The organism is Thalassococcus profundi, assembly GCF_003344785.1.
GTDB classification, from domain to species: domain Bacteria; phylum Pseudomonadota; class Alphaproteobacteria; order Rhodobacterales; family Rhodobacteraceae; genus Puniceibacterium; species Puniceibacterium profundi.
This window is the reverse complement of record NZ_QPMK01000025.1, coordinates 1-16,395: the sequence shown is the minus strand read 5'-3', so window position 1 is coordinate 16,395 and position 16,395 is coordinate 1. Positions and strand designations below refer to the sequence as shown.

The following is a 16,395-nucleotide window of genomic DNA, read 5'->3' as shown; positions in this document are numbered from 1 at the left end:
GTCAGGTGAAGCGACGGCGCAGCGCAACGTTGATGGCTTCGATGGCGATGACCATGACGACGACGGCAATCGTGACGCTGGCCGCCTTATCATACTGGAAAGAGCGCACGTAGGTCTGGATGTAAAAGCCGATCCCGCCCGCGCCGACAATGCCGAGGATCAGCGACTCGCGCAGGTTCAACTCGAACCGGAAAATCGTGTCGCGGGCGACGACCGGCGCCATCTGCGGCCAGATCGCGTATCTGAGCCGCACGAGCGGCCCGGCGCCCGCGCTTTCAAGTGCTGCGATCGGCGCGCGGGACACGCCGTCGATCGCCTCGGCATAGAACTTGGCGAGCATCCCCGTTGCATGAAAGGCGACCGCGATGATGCCGGGCAGCGGCCCGAGCCCGACAGCGCCCACCATGAGCATGGCCACGAGGATCAGCGGAATCGCCCGGATGAAGGCAAGCAGCGTTCGGATCGGCCGAAACACCGCAGGCGATACCATCGTCTCAGACGCAAGAATGCCGAGGGGAACGGACAGGATCACAGCACCGAGGGTGCCGAGGATCGCGATCCTCAGCGTTTCCGCGCTGCCCTTCTTGATCTCGGCCATCACCGTCGGGTCAGGCGGAAACATCCGGCCGAAGAAATCGGCGATCCGCGGGCCGGCCGACAGAAGTCGCGAGAACTCGACATCGGTCGTGGCGAAGGACCACAGGATCGCGGCTGCGATCAGACCGCTCGTCGCAATGCCGCCAAACCCGCGGAACGCCATCAGGACACCGCCCTGAGGCCGATACCGGGGATTGGCCCTACCTCCCGATAGAGCTCCGCCGTCGCATCATCGTTCAACTCGGAGGTCGGTACATCGAACACGATCCGCCCGTCCCGCATGCCGATGATGCGCTGCGCGAAACGCCGCGCCAGGTCGGGCTGGTGCGACGAAAACAGCGCCGTCGCGCCGCGCGTTCGCGCCGCCCCGGTCAGCAGCGCCAGGATCTCACATGCACGCGCGGGGTCGAGGTTGCTCACCGGTTCGTCGGCGAGGATTAGGCGCGGTTCCTGCGCCAGACACCGTGCGATGGCCACACGCTGCCGCTGCCCGCCGCTGAGGCTGTCGACCCTGCGTTCGGCAAGATCGGCAATGCCGCAATCGGCAAGTGCCGTGCGCGCAATCTCCAGATCATGTTTGGTCGGTGATCCCAACAGGGCCCGCAGCGGCGACATGCGCCCCAGGCGGCCATTCAGGACGTTGCGCAGAACCGAGGAACGCTCGACCAATGCAAACTCCTGAAACACGAAACCGGTATCCGGACGGCGCGCGCTCGGCGGCGGACGGTCGGGATCGAGCGGCGCACCCAGAACCGATACCCGCCCGCTCCAGCCTTGGAGCCTGCCGTCGAGCAGTGCCAGCAGGGTCGTCTTGCCCGCCCCGGACGGGCCGAGCAAAGCGACGCTCTCGCCCGCCGAAACCCGAAACGAGACCCGCTCCAGCGCCGGGAGGTCCGCGCCCGTATGGGCAAAACTCAGGTCGTCTACTTCGACAGCTGTGCTCATCGCAACAGCCCGTATTGCCGTGCCATATCGCGTACGCCGTCATAGGCGGCGCCGTCGGCCCTGACGTACCCATCCGGTCCATAAAAATAGCGCAGCTTGTTGCGGTGCTCCGGCGCGTTGAGCCGCAGCATTGCGTCGACAAAACGGTCCCGCAGAGCGGCATCGAGCCCCGGGCGAGCGATCACCAAATGGCTCGGGATCGGCGCGCTTTCCGCGATCCAGGTTACCTCTGCCTGTTGCTGCGGCGTCAGAAGCAGGTCGGCATACTGGCTGGCGCCTGCGGCATCGACCAGGCCTTCGGCCATCGCCTGCATCGCCTGCTGGTAGCCGCCCGCGAAGAAGACGCGGCCGAAGAATGCTTCCGCCTGTCCGGGGTCTTCGATCAGCCCGGCTTCTACGAATTCGGCGAGCGGGTAGAGATAGCCCGATTCCGAAATCGGATCGGCAAAAGCGATGTCGCGCCCGCGCAGGTCTGCGAGCGCGCCGATGCCGCTGTCGCGCCGCACGAAGATGCGGCCCGTATAACTCGGCGCGTCGCGGTAGACCTCGGACAGGAGCGGCACGGCACCGATCTCGGCCTCGGCCAGAACGAAGGGCAGGGCGCCCATGAAGGAGATATCCGCGTCGCCGTTGCGCAGCGCCTCGACCGCCGCTGCATGGTCGATGGTGACGAACCCCTCGACGGGGACGCCGATCTCCTCTGCCAGCCATCCGGTGATGGCCTCGATGTCCCCCAGAAGCTTGTCGGGGTTCTCTTGCGGGATGAAGGCAAGCCGCAGGGTTACGTCTTGCGCGGCGAGAGGTGTCGCCAGCGACACCGCGCCCGCGCCGACCAAGGTCAGTATCGTTCTACGGGTCAGATGGACCGGCATCAGAATGCCCTCTCTTCGATTGCGTCGGCTTCGGACTTGAACGCGGTCCAGCTTGCTTCAGCGGCCTCCCAGTCTTCCACGCGGACGGCGGCGCCGACCGCGGCCAGCCGCTCGGCCAGCGCATAGACCTCGGGCCGGGCGGGGAGGTTCGACATGGTACTGGCGTCCGCCGAGAGGTCCGCGGCCACGGTGTCGGTCAGCAGCAGGATATGCCCCGCGTCCCGCCGCGGCAGTAGCGTATCGAGTGTCGAGGCGAAGGTCGTCAGTTCGGCGAATGCCAGCCGGAAAGCGGTGTTCTCGGTGTCGAAGGCTTCATAGGGCTCGTCTGCCGCGCCAACGGTCTCGAGATAGGCGGTTAGGTCGGCGCGGTCTTCCTCGGTAAGCCCAAGCGATTTCGTCTCGTCGAACCAGTCCACGACGGCGGCCAGCGTCGGCAATGACCCGTCGTGGAAATAGGGGGCGGTATAGGCCGTACCGAGCAGCGTGGGCGTGTCCAGCGCACCGGCGCGGGCCCCCTCGTAGCCCGGCGCGACTGAGCCGATGTCGTGGGCCTGCCGGTCGAGGAAGTTCGCGTCTGGCACGTGGCAACTGGCGCAGGACCGATCGCCGAGCCCGGCGAAGGGCGTATTGAAGATCTCCTCGCCGCGCCGGGCGGCCTCTTGGGTCGTGTCGGTCAGACGGCCATCAGTCGTCAGCATGGAATTCGGCAGGAAGTCGAATTCGAGCATGTAGGCGACGAGAGCGTCCAGCATGAAAGGCGTCGGTTCCTTCCCGCCGAACTCGTTGACGACCACGTTGCGGGTGAAATCGCGCAAGGAGGCGAAGCGGCCATCGCGGCCGTAGGGACCGGTAAAACGCAAGCCGCGCAGGCTGGGAATGTCGAGCGGGTCGTCGCGCCTGTCATTGAAGATCGGGTTGAAAAAGGCGCCGTCGACGTCGATCGCGCCTGGCTGGTGGCTTGCGCCCGGAACGAAAAGCCGCTGGTTGACGTCCGAGCGGTTGTGACACGTCGAGCAGGTGATCCCGAGATCGCGCGCGGGGCTTCCGAAGATCTGCGCGCTGTCGAACAGCATGTCGCCGAAAGCGACGAGCGGCAGGTCGGTCTCGTCGATGCCCTGCTCCTCGAAATTGAGGACGAGCAGTGGCAACGGGTCCTGATCGAAGATGTCGGAGCCCGGTGGCAGGCTTGGCGGCACCTCGATGGTGCGGCCACTGGCTACGGCGGTTTCGGGCAAGGCGCTCAGCGTCTGACGTGGCGCGAAGCTGTCCAAAAGGTAATTTTCCGCAAGATAGCCGGAGATGACTGTGCGCGCGGCTTCCATGGTCTCGCGATCCGCAGATGTCGACCCTGCGCCGAGTACGCCAGAGAACCCGGTGCTGCTATTGAGCTCCAGCCAAGCCAGGCCGATCCGTCTCGCAGCCTCCGAATCGGCGGCCGCGACGCCGTCCTCGAACGCGCGGTAGAGTTCGCGTGCCGTTCGTACGGCCTGCTGTGCCGTCGCTGATTCTTCGGCCGCGAGAGCCCGGTCCAGTTCCTCTTCGATCCTGAGCGCGATGAGCCGCGTCGCCTCGGCGAAGACCGCCTGCAGGTCTTCGCGCATTATAGCGTCCAGGAGACCGTCGGGCTCGATATCGCTTTTGCGGTCCAGCCACGCCAGCGCCCCGACAGAGAATTCCGAACCCCGGTAGGGTTCCGTCCAGGCGGTCTCGATGTCGTCCCAGGGCAGAGGCTCGAGATTTCCAAGAAAGAGCGTCAGACGGTAGGCCGCTGCCTCGGGAAGCCAAGGCGCCTCCTTGGCCGGCGTCGCGGCGACAGGTCCGGACAGGAGGAGCGCACTTGCGAGTGTGGCGAGCAGCACTCTCATAATATTTCGCATCACCACGGCCTCCAAAGTACAAAGTTAGACATGGCTAACTTATCTACCCGAAGCAAACAAGTTGTCAATCCCGCTGTTTCGCTGCAAAGTCCCGAGTATGACAAAGCTACAATCACAAGGGCGTGAGCCATTCGAAGCGGTCGACCGGGCTCCCGAGGCGCAGGCCGATGGCTTTGCGACCGTGCGTCAGGCACATGAAAGCGAGATCGCGGAGGATTACGTAGAACTGATCGCGGAACTGATCGAGACGCGCGGGGAGGCCAGACCGGTCGAGATCGCCGAGCGGCTTGGCGTGAAGCCGCCGACCGTGACCAAGAACATCTCGCGGCTCAAGGCTGCTGGTCTGGTCCGGCGGGAGCCATACCGCGCGATATTCCTCACCGATGCCGGGCAGGACCTCGCGGAGATCTGTCGACGCCGCCACAGGGTCGTCGTCGCCTTTCTTCTGAGCCTGGGAATCGACAAAGAGACCGCGGAACGCGATGCGGAAGGGATCGAGCATCACGTCAGCGGGACGACATTGGAGGCGTTCGAGCGACGGCTCAATCAGAAATGAGCTCGCCTAGATGCACATTCGCGCGATTCTCTATCGGGACCTCGAGCTATCGGGTCTTCAAGCCGCTGACACGTTTGCGCAATTTCGAAGCTCGCTAGCCGAGAACCCGCGACAGCACGATGGTTGCAAACAGGGCGACAAGTCCGAAGGCGATCGCAGACGCTACCGCATATTGGAGGATATTCAGGTGATTCCCCCTCCTCCGTCGTGCCAGATAGCCACCCCAGATCGCGCCTCCGATAGCGCTCACGATCACAAGCATCAGGATACCTCCGTTCCAAAATGCCGCGCATCGGGATCTCGTCCGAGCAAACTGGCCAGCCAGCCGAAGACCCAGCACCCAAAAACAAGAACCAACAAGGTCCAGTCGCCGAACCGCGCATAGGGCGTTGGAGTACGCGCGCCCGGCAGGCCGGCATCAATGGTGCCTGTTTCCCCGGTATCAAGACGCGCGACGACATTTCCATTGGCGTCGATGATCGCGGATATCCCAGTGTTGGCCGCCCGGACCACGGGAAGCCCCTCCTCGACCGCGCGCATCCGCGCGGAGGCGAGGTGCTGCTCGGGTCCGATGCTGGTTCCGAACCAGGCATCATTTGTGGCGTTGAATATCCAGTCGGGGCGGAAAAGGTCATCGACCACGTGGCCCGGAAAGATGATCTCGTAACAGATCGCCACCGCGACCAGACGAGCACCCGGAACCGCCAGCGTGCGTGGCCCAGGTCCAGGCGTGAAATCACCCAACCCTTCCGTCAGTCGTTCGATGGGCAGCCAGCCTTTCAGGGGCACATATTCGCCAAACGGGACGAGATGATGTTTTGCATATCCCGTCAGAACCTCTCCTCTGCCGTCATAGGCCTGAAGCGTGTTGAAATATCTGGTTTCCCCATCGCCCTCCACTCGGTCAGGCACACCTGTCAAAAGGACCCTGTCGTCTGGCAAAGCTGCAGATATCCGCGTGCGTGCCGCAGCATCTTCGTCCAGAAAACCGGGAAAGGCCGTTTCCGGCCAGAGCAGCACATCGAAACGTCCAGGTTGCGCGGACAAGCCTAGGTATTTTTCCAAGGTTCGCTCGCGGCTGCCCGGTGCCCACTTCTCGACTTGTGGCACATTGCCTTGGACGATGCGCAAAGCAACGTCTGTCGGCGGCACGTCCTGCCCTGACCGAAGCGCACCGCCAACCCAGAGACCCGTCACAGCAACGGCGAAGAGCACGAGAACAGGCGCGCGTCTCTTTGGCGCCGCCACAGTCAACACACCTGGCAATATGCCGATGAAGACCGTGAGAAAGCCCAAACCGTAGCTTCCGACCCAGGCGGCGGGTTGGCGCAGGGCGGCATAGTCGACAAGGGCATAAGCGGCAAGGTTCCAGGGAAACCCTGTCAGGACATGACCCCGCAGCCATTCCGTGGTCACCCAGCAGGTTGCAAACAGCAGGCCCGCCGCAATGCCGCCGACAGCTCGGCGCTGCATGATGGCGGCAAAAAGCATCGCCGCCATGCCCGGGAAGATGGCAAGTCCGGCGGACAGACCCGCGACCGCCGGAATCGCCAGTGCGCCGAAACGTTCGGCATCGACGTAAAAGCTCTCGGCGATCCAGGAAATTCCAATCCCGAATTGGCCCAGTCCGAAAGCCCAACCGACAAGGAAAGCGCGCGAGGTTGAGATGTTCCGGAGAACGATAAAGAGCACGGAGAAGGCGACAGGGACCGCCATGAGCCAAGAAAACGGCGGAAGGGTCAAAACCGTCAATCCGCCGGCAACAAGGGCAAGACCCATGCACTGGAACAGGTTCGGGTCCTCACTAACGAACTGCGGCAAACCCGGCTTCATGAATCGGTCTGAAGTCGAGCGCCAACCCACGGCGCAATGAGCAGCAGCATCACGCCGCCAACCACAAAAACATCGGCAATGTTGAAGGCAGGCCAGTGCGCCGTCCCGATGTAGAAATCGAGGAAATCCGTCACCGCACGATAGCGCAGGCGGTCCAGAATATTGCCGAGTGCACCGCCGATGATCGCACCATAGGCAATGGCCTCGACCCGGCTGCTGGTACGGACCAGCATGAACGCCAGCCAGACGCAGATGCCAAGCGCCAGTAAGACAAGGCTCCACCACGGCGCGCCGCCGAGAAGCCCGAAGGTCACCCCGTCATTGCGCAGGTAGATGAGATTGAAGCCGGGAAAGACCGATACGCCGGAACTAAGAACAGTCGCATTGGACACAACGATTGCCTTCGTTGCCTGATCGACAAGAAAGGCGATCAGCGCAGCAAGCAGACCGACGAAGAGGCAAGTTCTCATCAGCTTATCCCAGCCAGACGTCGAGGAACAACATGATCACAAGACCAACGGCGAGGCCGAGCGTCGCCCTGTTCTGATGGCCGGATCGGTGGGTTTCCGGAATGATCTCGTGGCTGATGACGTAGAGCATCGCACCTGCTGCGAAGGCGAGACCCCAGGGCAGCAGCGGTTGCGAAAGACTGATAATCCCTGCGCCGAGAAGTCCACCGACGGGCTCGACGAGACCGGTCAGAGCGGCGATGCCCCAGGCGCGAAGCCTGGAATAGCCCTCGCCGAGCAACGAAACCGCCACCGCAAGGCCTTCGGGCGCATTCTGGAGGCCGATGCCGATCGCAAGTGGCAACCCGCCCGAGAATCCATCAGCCCCGAACCCGACGCCGACGGCAAGCCCTTCGGGGAAATTGTGGATCGTGATCGCGATGATGAAAAGCCAGACGCGGCGCAGCGATGCGGCGTCGGGACCTTCCCGCCCCGTCTTGAAATGCTCATGCGGCAGCCGTTCGTTCATCAGAGCGATCGCGCCCATGCCAAGCAGGATCGCAACACATACGATAGCCGCCGGGAGAGCACCGTTGTCGAACTGTCCTTCGGCTGCGTCGAGAGCCGGGATGATCAGCGAGAAGAACGAGGCCGCGAGCATGACACCCGCCGCGAAGCCGAGCAGCAGATCGCGCGTGGCCCGGGACGGGATGCGCCCGAAGAGAACGGGGACCGCCCCGACCGCGGTCAGCGATCCGGCGGCCAGGCTTCCAAGAAAGCCAAGCGCTATGGGGGAGAGGGGTTCCAATTGTTAAGGTCTTGTCGGGAGCTCAGTCAGGAGCCGAGTAGCTGGTGTAGACCTCGGTCGATCCGTCTTCGTGGATCAGGAAGACATCGTAAGCCTCCCGGTCGTCCTCCGGTCCCATGCCGGGCGACCCGTAGGGCATTCCCGGCACCGCCAGGCCTACCGCGTCTGGCCGGTCCTCAAGCAGGCGTTGGATGTCAGCCGCCGGTACGTGGCCTTCGATCACGTAGCCGTCGACCAAAGCCGTATGGCAGGAGACCATGCGCTGAGGCACGCCATTGTCGAGTTTGAAGCGCAAAAGAGATCCTCCGAACATGTCCTCGCCTGTTGGCGCGAAGCCATTCTCCTCCAGATGCTTCATCCAGGACAGGCAACAGCCGCAGCCGTTGGTCTTCCGGACATCGATCGGGATCGCCTCTGCGACGGCTTGCGCCGCGGGAAGCGAGGCAAATGCGATGGCAAGGACGGGAGTAAATCGTTTCATGGATCAAAGCCTTTCGGTTGTCTTTTGTGCAAATTCGCTGGCGAGCCTCTCAGCAAGAAGTGAACGCGCCTCACGCAGTCGCTCAAGCGCGGCCGTGTCGTCCGCTTCACGCTCGGCCGCCTCTGCCAGTCGGTCGTCGGAGAGAGGGTCGGTCGGGCGACCGTCCACCAGCACTTCGTAATGTAGGTTGGGCCCTGTCGCGGTACCCGTCGCACCGACCCGCCCGATCATATCTCCGGCCATCACGCGCTGCCCTAGTGTGAGCCCGTCCGGTACGGCGCTCAGATGCGCATAGCGCGTCAGGGTGTCGGAGCCATGAGCGATCTCGACGACCCGGCCATACCCACCGCGTCGGCCGATGAAGCTTACGCGGCCCGGCGCCGTCGCCTGTACCGGTGTGCCGCGCGCCGCCGCGAAGTCGACCCCTGTGTGCATCCGTACATTGCCGTAGACCGGGTGGGTACGGCGCCCGAACACAGAACTCAGCCGTGCACCTTCAACCGGTTGCGCGAACACGCGCAGCACTTCTCCGTCGATATAGATCGTCGCTTGACCGCTGCCGTCGTCCGGCCAGACGATCTCGTAGACCGATCCCCCAAGATCCAGCTCAGCGAAGGCAAGCTCAGGCTGACCAATCCTCTTGTTCCCCTCTCGGGCCTCGCGCCAAAGGAGGCGCATCGTCTCGCCACCCGCAAGATCACGACGGAAATCCACGGTGCCGCCCAGCATCTGCGCCAGGTCCACCGCAAAACGGGCGGGGATGTCTGCCGTGTCTAGGGCGGCGAAAATCGAGCTCTCGATCACCGCCTCGCCGGCGAAAGTCACCAATTCGGGATCCGGCTCCAACACGCGGGCGGCAAGCTGTTCGCCGAAGACCGCCTCTATCCGGACACCGTCTTCGACGGCGAGTTCTACACGACGCGGGTTGTCGTCCGTTGTGGAAACCACGGTAATGATGTGACCCGGACGCAGACGGCGCAGATCGTATTCCGCGCCAATCGCCAAGGCGATTTCGGCGCGATCCGAAGCATCCAGCCCCGCATCGGAAAGGACCGCATCAAGCGTCTCGCCCGACGCAATCTCGCGCGACCAGGTGACCAGCAGGGGCTCGATAGATGGCAAGGAGGTATCAGCGGGGGAAACGGTCAGGAGGGGCACGGGTCTGAACTCGAATGCGATATCCGCCTGGGCGAGTGTAGGGCGGACCGAATTGATTTCGGCAATCCGGGGCGGCGCGAGCGGATCGGGAGTCCAGAGGGTCGCTTCAGCAATCGCAGGGGGCACCGGTTCTTTGGACAGAACGCCAGAGATGGCGATGGCGGTCACCGAAAATGCGCCTGCGACCGCAACGGCCGCCAAGACAGTTCTTATCTTCATGTTGCCCCCTCTACGTCTTCTGTCAGTGCGCGCCGGATCTTCGGCACCGCGAATTCTCTTGGCTCGTGATAGTCGATCATGGTGACGAGCTCACCCTCGGCATCGAACAGGAATACGCTTGCCGTATGGTTCATCGTATAGCCGCCGCCCTCAGTCGGGACGCGCTCAAATGAGGCACGAAACCCTTCTGCAGCGCGGGCAATCTGGTCTTCCGGCCCCGTCCAGCCACGAATGACCGGATGAAAATAGCCGACATATTCGGCCATGGCCTCGACCGTGTCCCGCGCCGGATCGACCGTGATGAAGACCACGTTAATCTGCGCAGCCTCGTCGCCCAGTTCCTCAAGCCAGCCGGAGATATCCGATAGCGTGGTCGGGCAGACGTCCGGGCAGTAGGTGAACCCGAAGAACACCATTGTCGGGCGTCCGATCAGGGTTTCTGGGCCAACCTCATTGCCTTCGTGATCTGTCAGTCGGAAATCCATTGCCGACAAGGGGAGGGGCCTTTGGCCAGCAGGTTTCGGAGCACTGGGCCCGTCCACCCGCCACCAGCCCACGAAGAGCGTCAGGCCAAGAACGCCGGCACCGGCTGCGCCGTATAGAACGAGCTGCCGACGTTGCATCAGCCCTCCGGTCCACGCGCCGCGATCCCGAGGATTGGGATCTCGACCGTCACCTTGCCGCCATCCGAGAAGGTCAGTGTCAGCGGGAAAGTCTCGCCTTCGGTCATCGGCTCTTGCAGCTTCATGAGCATGGCGTGCAACCCTCCCGGCTCCAATGCCACGCTTTGGCCGGGCTCAATCGTGATCTCGCCTGCAGGCGCCATGGAACTGACGCCATCGGAGTTGGTTTTCGACTCATGGATCTCGGGCATCATGGCCAGCGGTGTCGCAAGTCCGGTCAGCGTCACGGCGTCTTCACCCGTGTTGCGCACGGTCAAATAGGCGGCACCTGGCCTGTTGACGCCGATCGAGGCGCGGGACCACGCATTCTCGACCACGACATCCTCCGAACCGGCCAGTGCGGGGGCCGACAGCCCTGCAACCGTCAAAAGCACGGCCAATGCATTGGAATATCTCAACTTCTTCACCACTCGTTTCTCCTGCCTCCGCAAATCAGCTTTGGCTTGCCGCAACTTCCACTGCCACCAGCCTCCGCAATTCGGCCTCACCGAACGGATCGAGAGGCTTGCCGTTCACGAAGAACGTGGGTGTTTGGCGGACCCCGACTGTCTCGACATCGGCGCGGTCCTGGTTGAGCACCGCCACGACACCGGGGGCCAGCATCTGTGTCCGGGCGGCATCCGTATCGAGCCCTGCGGTCGAAGCTATCTGTAAAATCAAACCCGGCTCCGGCGCCCCGTGCGAGGCCCACTTCGGCTGCTCGCGCAGGACTGCCTCAAGCACGGGTTCAAACACGTCCTGCATGCGCGCCGCCTCGAGCACACGGATCGCTTCTACTGACGCCTCGCCGTGAAAAGGCGTATAGCGAATTACAACGCGCACCGCGTCTCCGTGCTCCGCCATGATATCCTCGACGACCGGATAGAAAGCGCGGCATGCCTCGCAGGCTGGGTCGAAGAATTCAACGATGGTTACGGGCGCATCCACAGGACCAAGGATCGGGGAATAGGGTCGGATCAGCGCGTCGGCCAATTCAGGGTCGATGGGATCGGCCGCGGCAATCGGGTCGGTGCGGCTGGCATACCAGGCGGCACCGCCGAAACCGGCGACACCGAGCGCGAGAACGGACAGGATGAGGCCGCGTCGTTTCATTCTTGTGTTTCCTTCAGTGAGAGAGCCGACAGCAGACCGATCATCGCGAAGGCGACGAGCGCCATCAAAGGAATCGGAATGCCGAAGACCAGTTGATTGTCGTCGGTACAGGATGGGCCGGTGGCCGTGCAGGGCTGGATGCGTTCGGGGATCAGCCCGACATAGAGGCCCATATGCCAAAACGCGACGGCGGCACCGCCCAAGGCCAGCGCGATCCCGTAGCGACCCACACGCCGGTCCTGCCACCAGAGCCCGAGCCCGAGGATGATGGCCAAGGGAAACATGAAGGCACGCTGAAACCAGCAAAGCACGCAAGGTGTCTGCCCCAGAACCTCGCCGATGAAAAGCACTGCAAGCGACGCGGTGAGCGCGATGATCCAGGCCAGGCCAAGGGCCGTCTCTCCGGAAAGTCGGGTCATGACGATCAGATCCTCTGTCTCAGATCGGCGAGGATCTCTTCGGCGGGCGTGCCGTAGGGCCAGGAGTCCGCGAAGCCTGCTTGCGTGTCGAAAAGGAAAAGATGCGACGTGTGACCCATCGTGTATCCGCCCGGCGCAGTCGCCTGCTCGATCCGCTCAAAGAATATCGGAAAGGTTTCGGATGTCGCGGCGATCTGCTCCGGTGTACCGGTCAGCCCGATGATCCCTGCGTCGAACAGGGGCACATACTCGGCAAGTGCAGTCGGCGTATCCCGCTCCGGATCAATCGTTATGAAAATCGGCTGGACCTTTGCCGCCTCATCGCCCAAGCCCTCCATCACGGCCGCGACTTCGGACAGTGTAGTCGGACAGACGTCAGGGCAATTGGTGAAGCCGAAGAAGACCAGCATCCAGCGACCTTTGAAATCTTCGTCCGTTTGGATCATGCCCCGATGATCGGTCAGTTCGAAATCAGCAAGAAACGGTGGTTCATTCTCGGCTCGGGCAAGGTCGGCACGGTAGTCGGACCATAGCAACAGCCAGATGAAAACGAACGCCGCCGCGCCCGCCAACACCCACAATACCTTCTGAAGACCTGAAAGCCTCACGCCGCTCCGCCCGAACTTGATTCTATATTTTGTGTGCGTTTACATCCTCTAGCTACTGTAGGTTCAAGCGTGATTGTCACCGATCGGCCAACAATCACCTATCTGTGAAACTCAGGTGAAGCTTGTGATGCGCACCGCATAAAGCTACACCCACTGTAGGTAATGCGGGGAGCGGAAATGCTGACGATTGGGACTCTGGCGAAGAAGACCGGAACAAAAGTGCAGACCATCCGGTATTACGAGCAGATCGGACTTATGCCTGAGCCCGGTAGGACCGAGGGGGGCCAACGACGCTATGGCGACGCCGAACTCGACCGCTTGTCATTCGTCCGGCACGCTCGGCAACTGGGCTTCTCGTTGGACGCGATCCGTGAGCTCCTCGATCTCAGCGATCATCCGGGAAAGTCCTGTGCAGAGGCGGATGCAATCGCCCGTCGGCAACTCAAACAGGTCGAGCAACGATTGGCGCGGCTCGAGGCGCTGCGGACGGAATTGAAGCGGATGGTGCATGAGTGCAGCGGCGGCCAGACTTCTGATTGCCGTGTGCTCGAGGTACTGCGCGACCATTCCGAATGCCTGACCGACCATGAAGAGATCGGCGCCTGAGCAATTTCGACGACCTTTGATCGGAACGCAAAAAGCCCGGTGTTAGTTACTCATTGGCAATTCACTAATTTGGATACCCGGCATGGCGGAGCAGAGAAACGCAACGGAAAGACGCACACTCTGGATCGTGCTGGGTCTCAACATCGGGCTGGCAATCGCTTTCTTCGCCTCGGGCGCATTCGGCGATTCAAGCGCGCTTATCGCCAATGGCCTCGACAATCTGTCGGACAGTTTCGTCTACGCGATCAGCCTCTTCGCACTGTCCCGCTCCGCCAAGTGGAAGCGCGGAGCCGCAAACGTTTCGGGCGGCCTGCTGATCCTCTTCGCCCTTGGCATCCTTTATGACGCCTGGCGCCGCTACGTCGGCGGATCGGATCCTCTTGGCACCATCATGATTGTCATGGCGCTGGTAGCGGCGGCCATCAACGCACTTTGCGTCTGGCTGTTGGCACGGCTTCGCGATCCGGACGTAAACATCCGAGCGGCGAATACGTTCAGCTGGAACGACTTCGCGGCCAATCTCGGAATCGTCGTCGCAGGCGGGCTCGTGGCCTGGCTCGGAACGAACTGGCCGGACCTTGTCGTGGGCGTGATTGTCGCCGGCATCGCGGCCTGGGGTGGCGTCGGAATCCTGAGAGACGCGCATGGTGAACACCACAAGGCGGTGCACAATGACGATCAGGTAACCAAGGACTCGGCCTGAAATCGGGGCTTGAAGCTACAGTGACTGTAGCAAATACATATTCTCGTGAACGATTCGAGGAGATATCCCGTGAACCCCGCCGACCCTCATTTGGCCAAAACCCGGCTGCTGGATTTTGACGCGACCTCAATTGCAAAACTGATCGAGGAGCGCGGCTGGGCAGACCTTCCCAGCGAGGACCGAACTGGGGCCATCTATGATTTCGTCAGGAACGAGATTACCTTCGGCTACAACCGCGCCGACGACATTCCGGCGTCCGAGGTCCTCGCAGATGGCCACGGGCAGTGCAACACCAAGGGCACGCTCCTCATGGCCCTGCTGCGTGGCGTGGGAGTTCGCTGCCGACTGCACGGGTTCACAATCCACAAGGCGCTTCAGAGAGGCGTCGTTCCGGAACTCGTCTATCCCCTCGCGCCGTCCGAAATCCTCCACTCCTGGGTAGAGGTGGACTTGGGCGACGGATGGGTCAATCTTGAAGGCTTCATCCTGGACGCGCCTTTCCTGCAGACGCTGCAGCAGAAATTCCGCGAGACGGATAGTCTGTGCGGCTACGGGGTTGGAACGGAGTGTCTGAGCGCCCCGCCTGTCACTTGGTCCGGCAATGAAACCTACATCCAGAAAACCGGTATTGTTCGCGATCTTGGAACCTTCAACGCACCCGACGATTTTTACTCAAAGCACCGCCAGAACTTCGGATTTGTGCGCGACTTGCTCTATCGCCACGTCATCCGTCACTGGATGAATGCCAGGGTTCGCCGCATCCGCCGCGGAATCTTGCCGCCGGTCCCTGGATTCGATCGGCCGAACCACCGCCATGAGGAGACGAACCGTGCCGCATGATCACGGCCACGCCCACATCGATCCTCAATCCGGTGATCGTCGCGTCTCCATCGCCATCTGGGCCAACGGCCTCCTGACGGTCGCGCAGATCGTCGGCGGGATCCTTTCCGGCAGCCTCGCGCTGATCGCGGATGCCCTCCACAATTTCTCGGACATGGCGTCGCTGGTGATCGCCTTCTTCGCGCGTAAGATCGCTCGCCGCCCGGCGGACGAGCGCATGACCTTCGGCTATGGGCGGGTGGAAATCGTCGCAGCGCTCATCAACTACACGACCCTTATCCTGATCGGCTTCTACCTGATCTACGAAGGCGGCATGCGGATGATCGACCCACCCGAGGTACAGGGCTGGACGGTGGTGATCCTGGGCGGTATAGCGCTTTTCATCGACACGCTGACGGCAATGCTCACCTATTCGATGCAGAAGGGCAGCGTGAACATCCGTGCGCTCTTCCTGCACAACCTGTCGGACGCTGCCGCCTCGGTTGCCGTCGTCTTTGGCGGCACCCTGATCATCCTTTACGACATGCGGTGGGTCGACCCGGCGATCACCATCGGCATCGCCTTCTACATCCTTTACCTCGCCTTCACCGAGATCGGCGGTCCGATTCGGACGCTGATGCTCGGCAGTCCACCGGACATCGATAACGAAGCCGTCGTTGAGGCGATGCAGGGTGTGGATGGTGTCGCGGAGGTTCATCACGTGCATTTGTGGCAGATGCAGGAGCACGAGGCGGCTCTGGACTGCCACGTCGTGCTGACGACGGACGCCTGGGGCCGGATCGAAAAGATCAAGGCCGCGATCAAGGACCGGCTGAAGGACGATTTCAGCATCGGACATTCCAGCCTAGAATTTGAGCACGAAGACCGCGCACACGAAAACGCTGACCTTTACGGTCACGGCAAGCCCGAAGAAGCGGAGGAAAACCATGTTCACCGAGACCCTGACAGATCATGACGACACGATTGGCCTCGCCTGCGAGGGCAAGCTCAGCGAAAGCGACCTGAAACGGATGCACGCCCTGCTTCATGAGCGCCTGCAAGAGACAAGTAAGCCCGGCCTGGTTCTCGATCTCACGAGGTTCGAAGGCTACGAGGGGCCGTCTGCTCTGCTCGAAGATCTGAAAATCGACACAGCCCATAGGAATGACTTCCGCCGCGTCGCTGTGGTGGGCGAAGGGGCTTTGTTGGAGTGGGGAACCAGGTTCGCCGACGTGCTGACCACGGCAGAACTCCGTCAGTTCGACCCGGCGGAAATGAAGGCGGCAATCGCCTGGGCAAGTGAAAGGTAGAGTAGCTTTCAATCAGATGCCTTCGCAGAAGACAGCATCTGTTCGAAACCATAAACAAAAGAGCTACAGCAGTTGCGAGACCCAAGAGCAATCCGAAAGTTCTGAACATGGTCGCTCCTTTCGCAAAGGAGTAACTTTGGTACGGTGGCACTGCCCTTGCCGGGGCATTATCAAATCGTAATGTTTTAGCGGCTCAGGGCGCCAGTTGGTTAACATAAACTTCATTATGCGACTTTATACTTCGTGTTGCGATAGTATATTATCGTATGTATGCTGGACTCCGGTCATGGAGGTTCCTCAGAATGCGCCATTTACTCAAAAAACTCCTCCCCTCGGTTGCAGTCGCTTTGACCGTGACAG

Annotated in this window: 21 protein-coding genes; 6 read left to right on the top strand and 15 right to left on the bottom strand. The window is 61.9% G+C overall.

Going from position 1 to position 16,395, the window contains the following annotated elements; genetic code table 11:
- Position 1 precedes the first annotated feature (1 nt).
- From phnE to DU478_RS20915, 4 genes are read right to left on the bottom strand one after another with little or no spacing between them, the layout of a single operon-like run.
- Positions 2-760, bottom strand: coding sequence for a phosphonate ABC transporter, permease protein PhnE (gene phnE, locus DU478_RS20930; RefSeq protein ID WP_048535504.1), 759 nt, complete (start codon positions 758-760; stop codon positions 2-4).
- Positions 760-1,542, bottom strand: a complete 783-nt coding sequence (locus DU478_RS20925; protein ID WP_114512814.1) for a phosphonate ABC transporter ATP-binding protein — start codon at positions 1,540-1,542, stop codon at positions 760-762. Before DU478_RS20925 ends, phnE begins: the two co-directional genes overlap by 1 nt.
- Positions 1,539-2,414 carry a phosphate/phosphite/phosphonate ABC transporter substrate-binding protein gene (locus DU478_RS20920; protein WP_114512813.1) on the bottom strand — a complete coding sequence of 292 codons (876 nt, stop codon included), beginning with the start codon at positions 2,412-2,414 and terminating at the stop codon, positions 1,539-1,541. Before DU478_RS20920 ends, DU478_RS20925 begins: the two co-directional genes overlap by 4 nt.
- Positions 2,414-4,279 (bottom strand): cytochrome c peroxidase, encoded by a 1,866-nt coding sequence (locus DU478_RS20915; RefSeq protein WP_233501510.1) that lies wholly within the window; start codon positions 4,277-4,279, stop codon positions 2,414-2,416. Before DU478_RS20915 ends, DU478_RS20920 begins: the two co-directional genes overlap by 1 nt.
- 109 nt (positions 4,280-4,388) lie before the next feature.
- Between DU478_RS20915 and mntR the strand changes: the two genes are divergently transcribed.
- Entirely contained in the window at positions 4,389-4,847 is a 459-nt protein-coding gene (gene mntR / locus DU478_RS20910; RefSeq protein WP_114512811.1) for a manganese-binding transcriptional regulator MntR, read from the top strand.
- Positions 4,848-4,941: 94 nt separating this feature from the next.
- Here mntR and DU478_RS23225 read toward each other — a convergent pair whose 3' ends face one another.
- From DU478_RS23225 to DU478_RS20860, 11 genes are read right to left on the bottom strand one after another with little or no spacing between them, the layout of a single operon-like run.
- Positions 4,942-5,109, bottom strand: coding sequence for a hypothetical protein (locus DU478_RS23225; protein WP_199488394.1), 168 nt, complete (start codon positions 5,107-5,109; stop codon positions 4,942-4,944).
- Positions 5,109-6,680, bottom strand: coding sequence for an apolipoprotein N-acyltransferase (lnt, locus tag DU478_RS20905; RefSeq protein WP_114512810.1), 1,572 nt, complete (start codon positions 6,678-6,680; stop codon positions 5,109-5,111). The genes DU478_RS23225 and lnt overlap by 1 nt, the downstream gene beginning before the upstream one ends.
- On the bottom strand, positions 6,677-7,150 hold the full coding sequence (lspA, locus tag DU478_RS20900) for a signal peptidase II (protein ID WP_114512809.1): 474 nt from the start codon (positions 7,148-7,150) through the stop codon (positions 6,677-6,679). Before lspA ends, lnt begins: the two co-directional genes overlap by 4 nt.
- 4 nt (positions 7,151-7,154) lie before the next feature.
- Positions 7,155-7,937 (bottom strand): ZIP family metal transporter, encoded by a 783-nt coding sequence (locus tag DU478_RS20895; RefSeq protein WP_114512808.1) that lies wholly within the window; start codon positions 7,935-7,937, stop codon positions 7,155-7,157.
- Between the two features lie 22 nt (positions 7,938-7,959).
- Positions 7,960-8,418, bottom strand: a complete 459-nt coding sequence (locus tag DU478_RS20890; protein WP_114512807.1) for a DUF411 domain-containing protein — start codon at positions 8,416-8,418, stop codon at positions 7,960-7,962.
- 3 nt (positions 8,419-8,421) lie between these two features.
- Positions 8,422-9,795 (bottom strand): M23 family metallopeptidase, encoded by a 1,374-nt coding sequence (locus DU478_RS20885; RefSeq protein WP_114512806.1) that lies wholly within the window; start codon positions 9,793-9,795, stop codon positions 8,422-8,424.
- Positions 9,792-10,418, bottom strand: a complete 627-nt coding sequence (locus tag DU478_RS20880; protein WP_114512805.1) for an SCO family protein — start codon at positions 10,416-10,418, stop codon at positions 9,792-9,794. Before DU478_RS20880 ends, DU478_RS20885 begins: the two co-directional genes overlap by 4 nt.
- The gene (locus DU478_RS20875; protein ID WP_407703179.1) at positions 10,418-10,888 is read right to left on the bottom strand and encodes a copper chaperone PCu(A)C; all 471 of its coding nucleotides are present in this window, start codon (positions 10,886-10,888) and stop codon (positions 10,418-10,420) included. The genes DU478_RS20880 and DU478_RS20875 overlap by 1 nt, the downstream gene beginning before the upstream one ends.
- A 22-nt stretch (positions 10,889-10,910) precedes the next feature.
- On the bottom strand, positions 10,911-11,570 hold the full coding sequence (locus tag DU478_RS20870) for a DsbA family protein (protein WP_114512804.1): 660 nt from the start codon (positions 11,568-11,570) through the stop codon (positions 10,911-10,913).
- On the bottom strand, positions 11,567-11,989 hold the full coding sequence (locus tag DU478_RS20865; RefSeq protein ID WP_114512803.1) for a disulfide bond formation protein B: 423 nt from the start codon (positions 11,987-11,989) through the stop codon (positions 11,567-11,569). Before DU478_RS20865 ends, DU478_RS20870 begins: the two co-directional genes overlap by 4 nt.
- A gap of 5 nt (positions 11,990-11,994) precedes the next feature.
- A complete protein-coding gene (locus tag DU478_RS20860; RefSeq protein WP_114512843.1) occupies positions 11,995-12,561 on the bottom strand; it encodes an SCO family protein in 567 nt (188 codons plus the stop codon).
- A gap of 213 nt (positions 12,562-12,774) precedes the next feature.
- On the opposite strand from DU478_RS20860, the gene DU478_RS20855 reads away from it, so the two are divergent.
- From DU478_RS20855 to DU478_RS20835, 5 genes are all read left to right on the top strand, one after another.
- Positions 12,775-13,203 (top strand): MerR family transcriptional regulator, encoded by a 429-nt coding sequence (locus tag DU478_RS20855; protein ID WP_007803476.1) that lies wholly within the window; start codon positions 12,775-12,777, stop codon positions 13,201-13,203.
- Between the two features lie 82 nt (positions 13,204-13,285).
- The gene (locus DU478_RS20850) at positions 13,286-13,906 is read left to right on the top strand and encodes a cation transporter (protein ID WP_067920036.1); all 621 of its coding nucleotides are present in this window, start codon (positions 13,286-13,288) and stop codon (positions 13,904-13,906) included.
- A 69-nt stretch (positions 13,907-13,975) separates the two neighbouring features.
- A complete protein-coding gene (locus DU478_RS20845) occupies positions 13,976-14,746 on the top strand; it encodes a transglutaminase-like domain-containing protein (protein ID WP_114512802.1) in 771 nt (256 codons plus the stop codon).
- Positions 14,736-15,701, top strand: coding sequence for a cation diffusion facilitator family transporter (locus DU478_RS20840; protein WP_114512801.1), 966 nt, complete (start codon positions 14,736-14,738; stop codon positions 15,699-15,701). The genes DU478_RS20845 and DU478_RS20840 overlap by 11 nt, the downstream gene beginning before the upstream one ends.
- Positions 15,673-16,035, top strand: coding sequence for a SpoIIAA family protein (locus DU478_RS20835; RefSeq protein ID WP_114512800.1), 363 nt, complete (start codon positions 15,673-15,675; stop codon positions 16,033-16,035). Before DU478_RS20840 ends, DU478_RS20835 begins: the two co-directional genes overlap by 29 nt.
- Positions 16,036-16,395 lie beyond the last annotated feature (360 nt).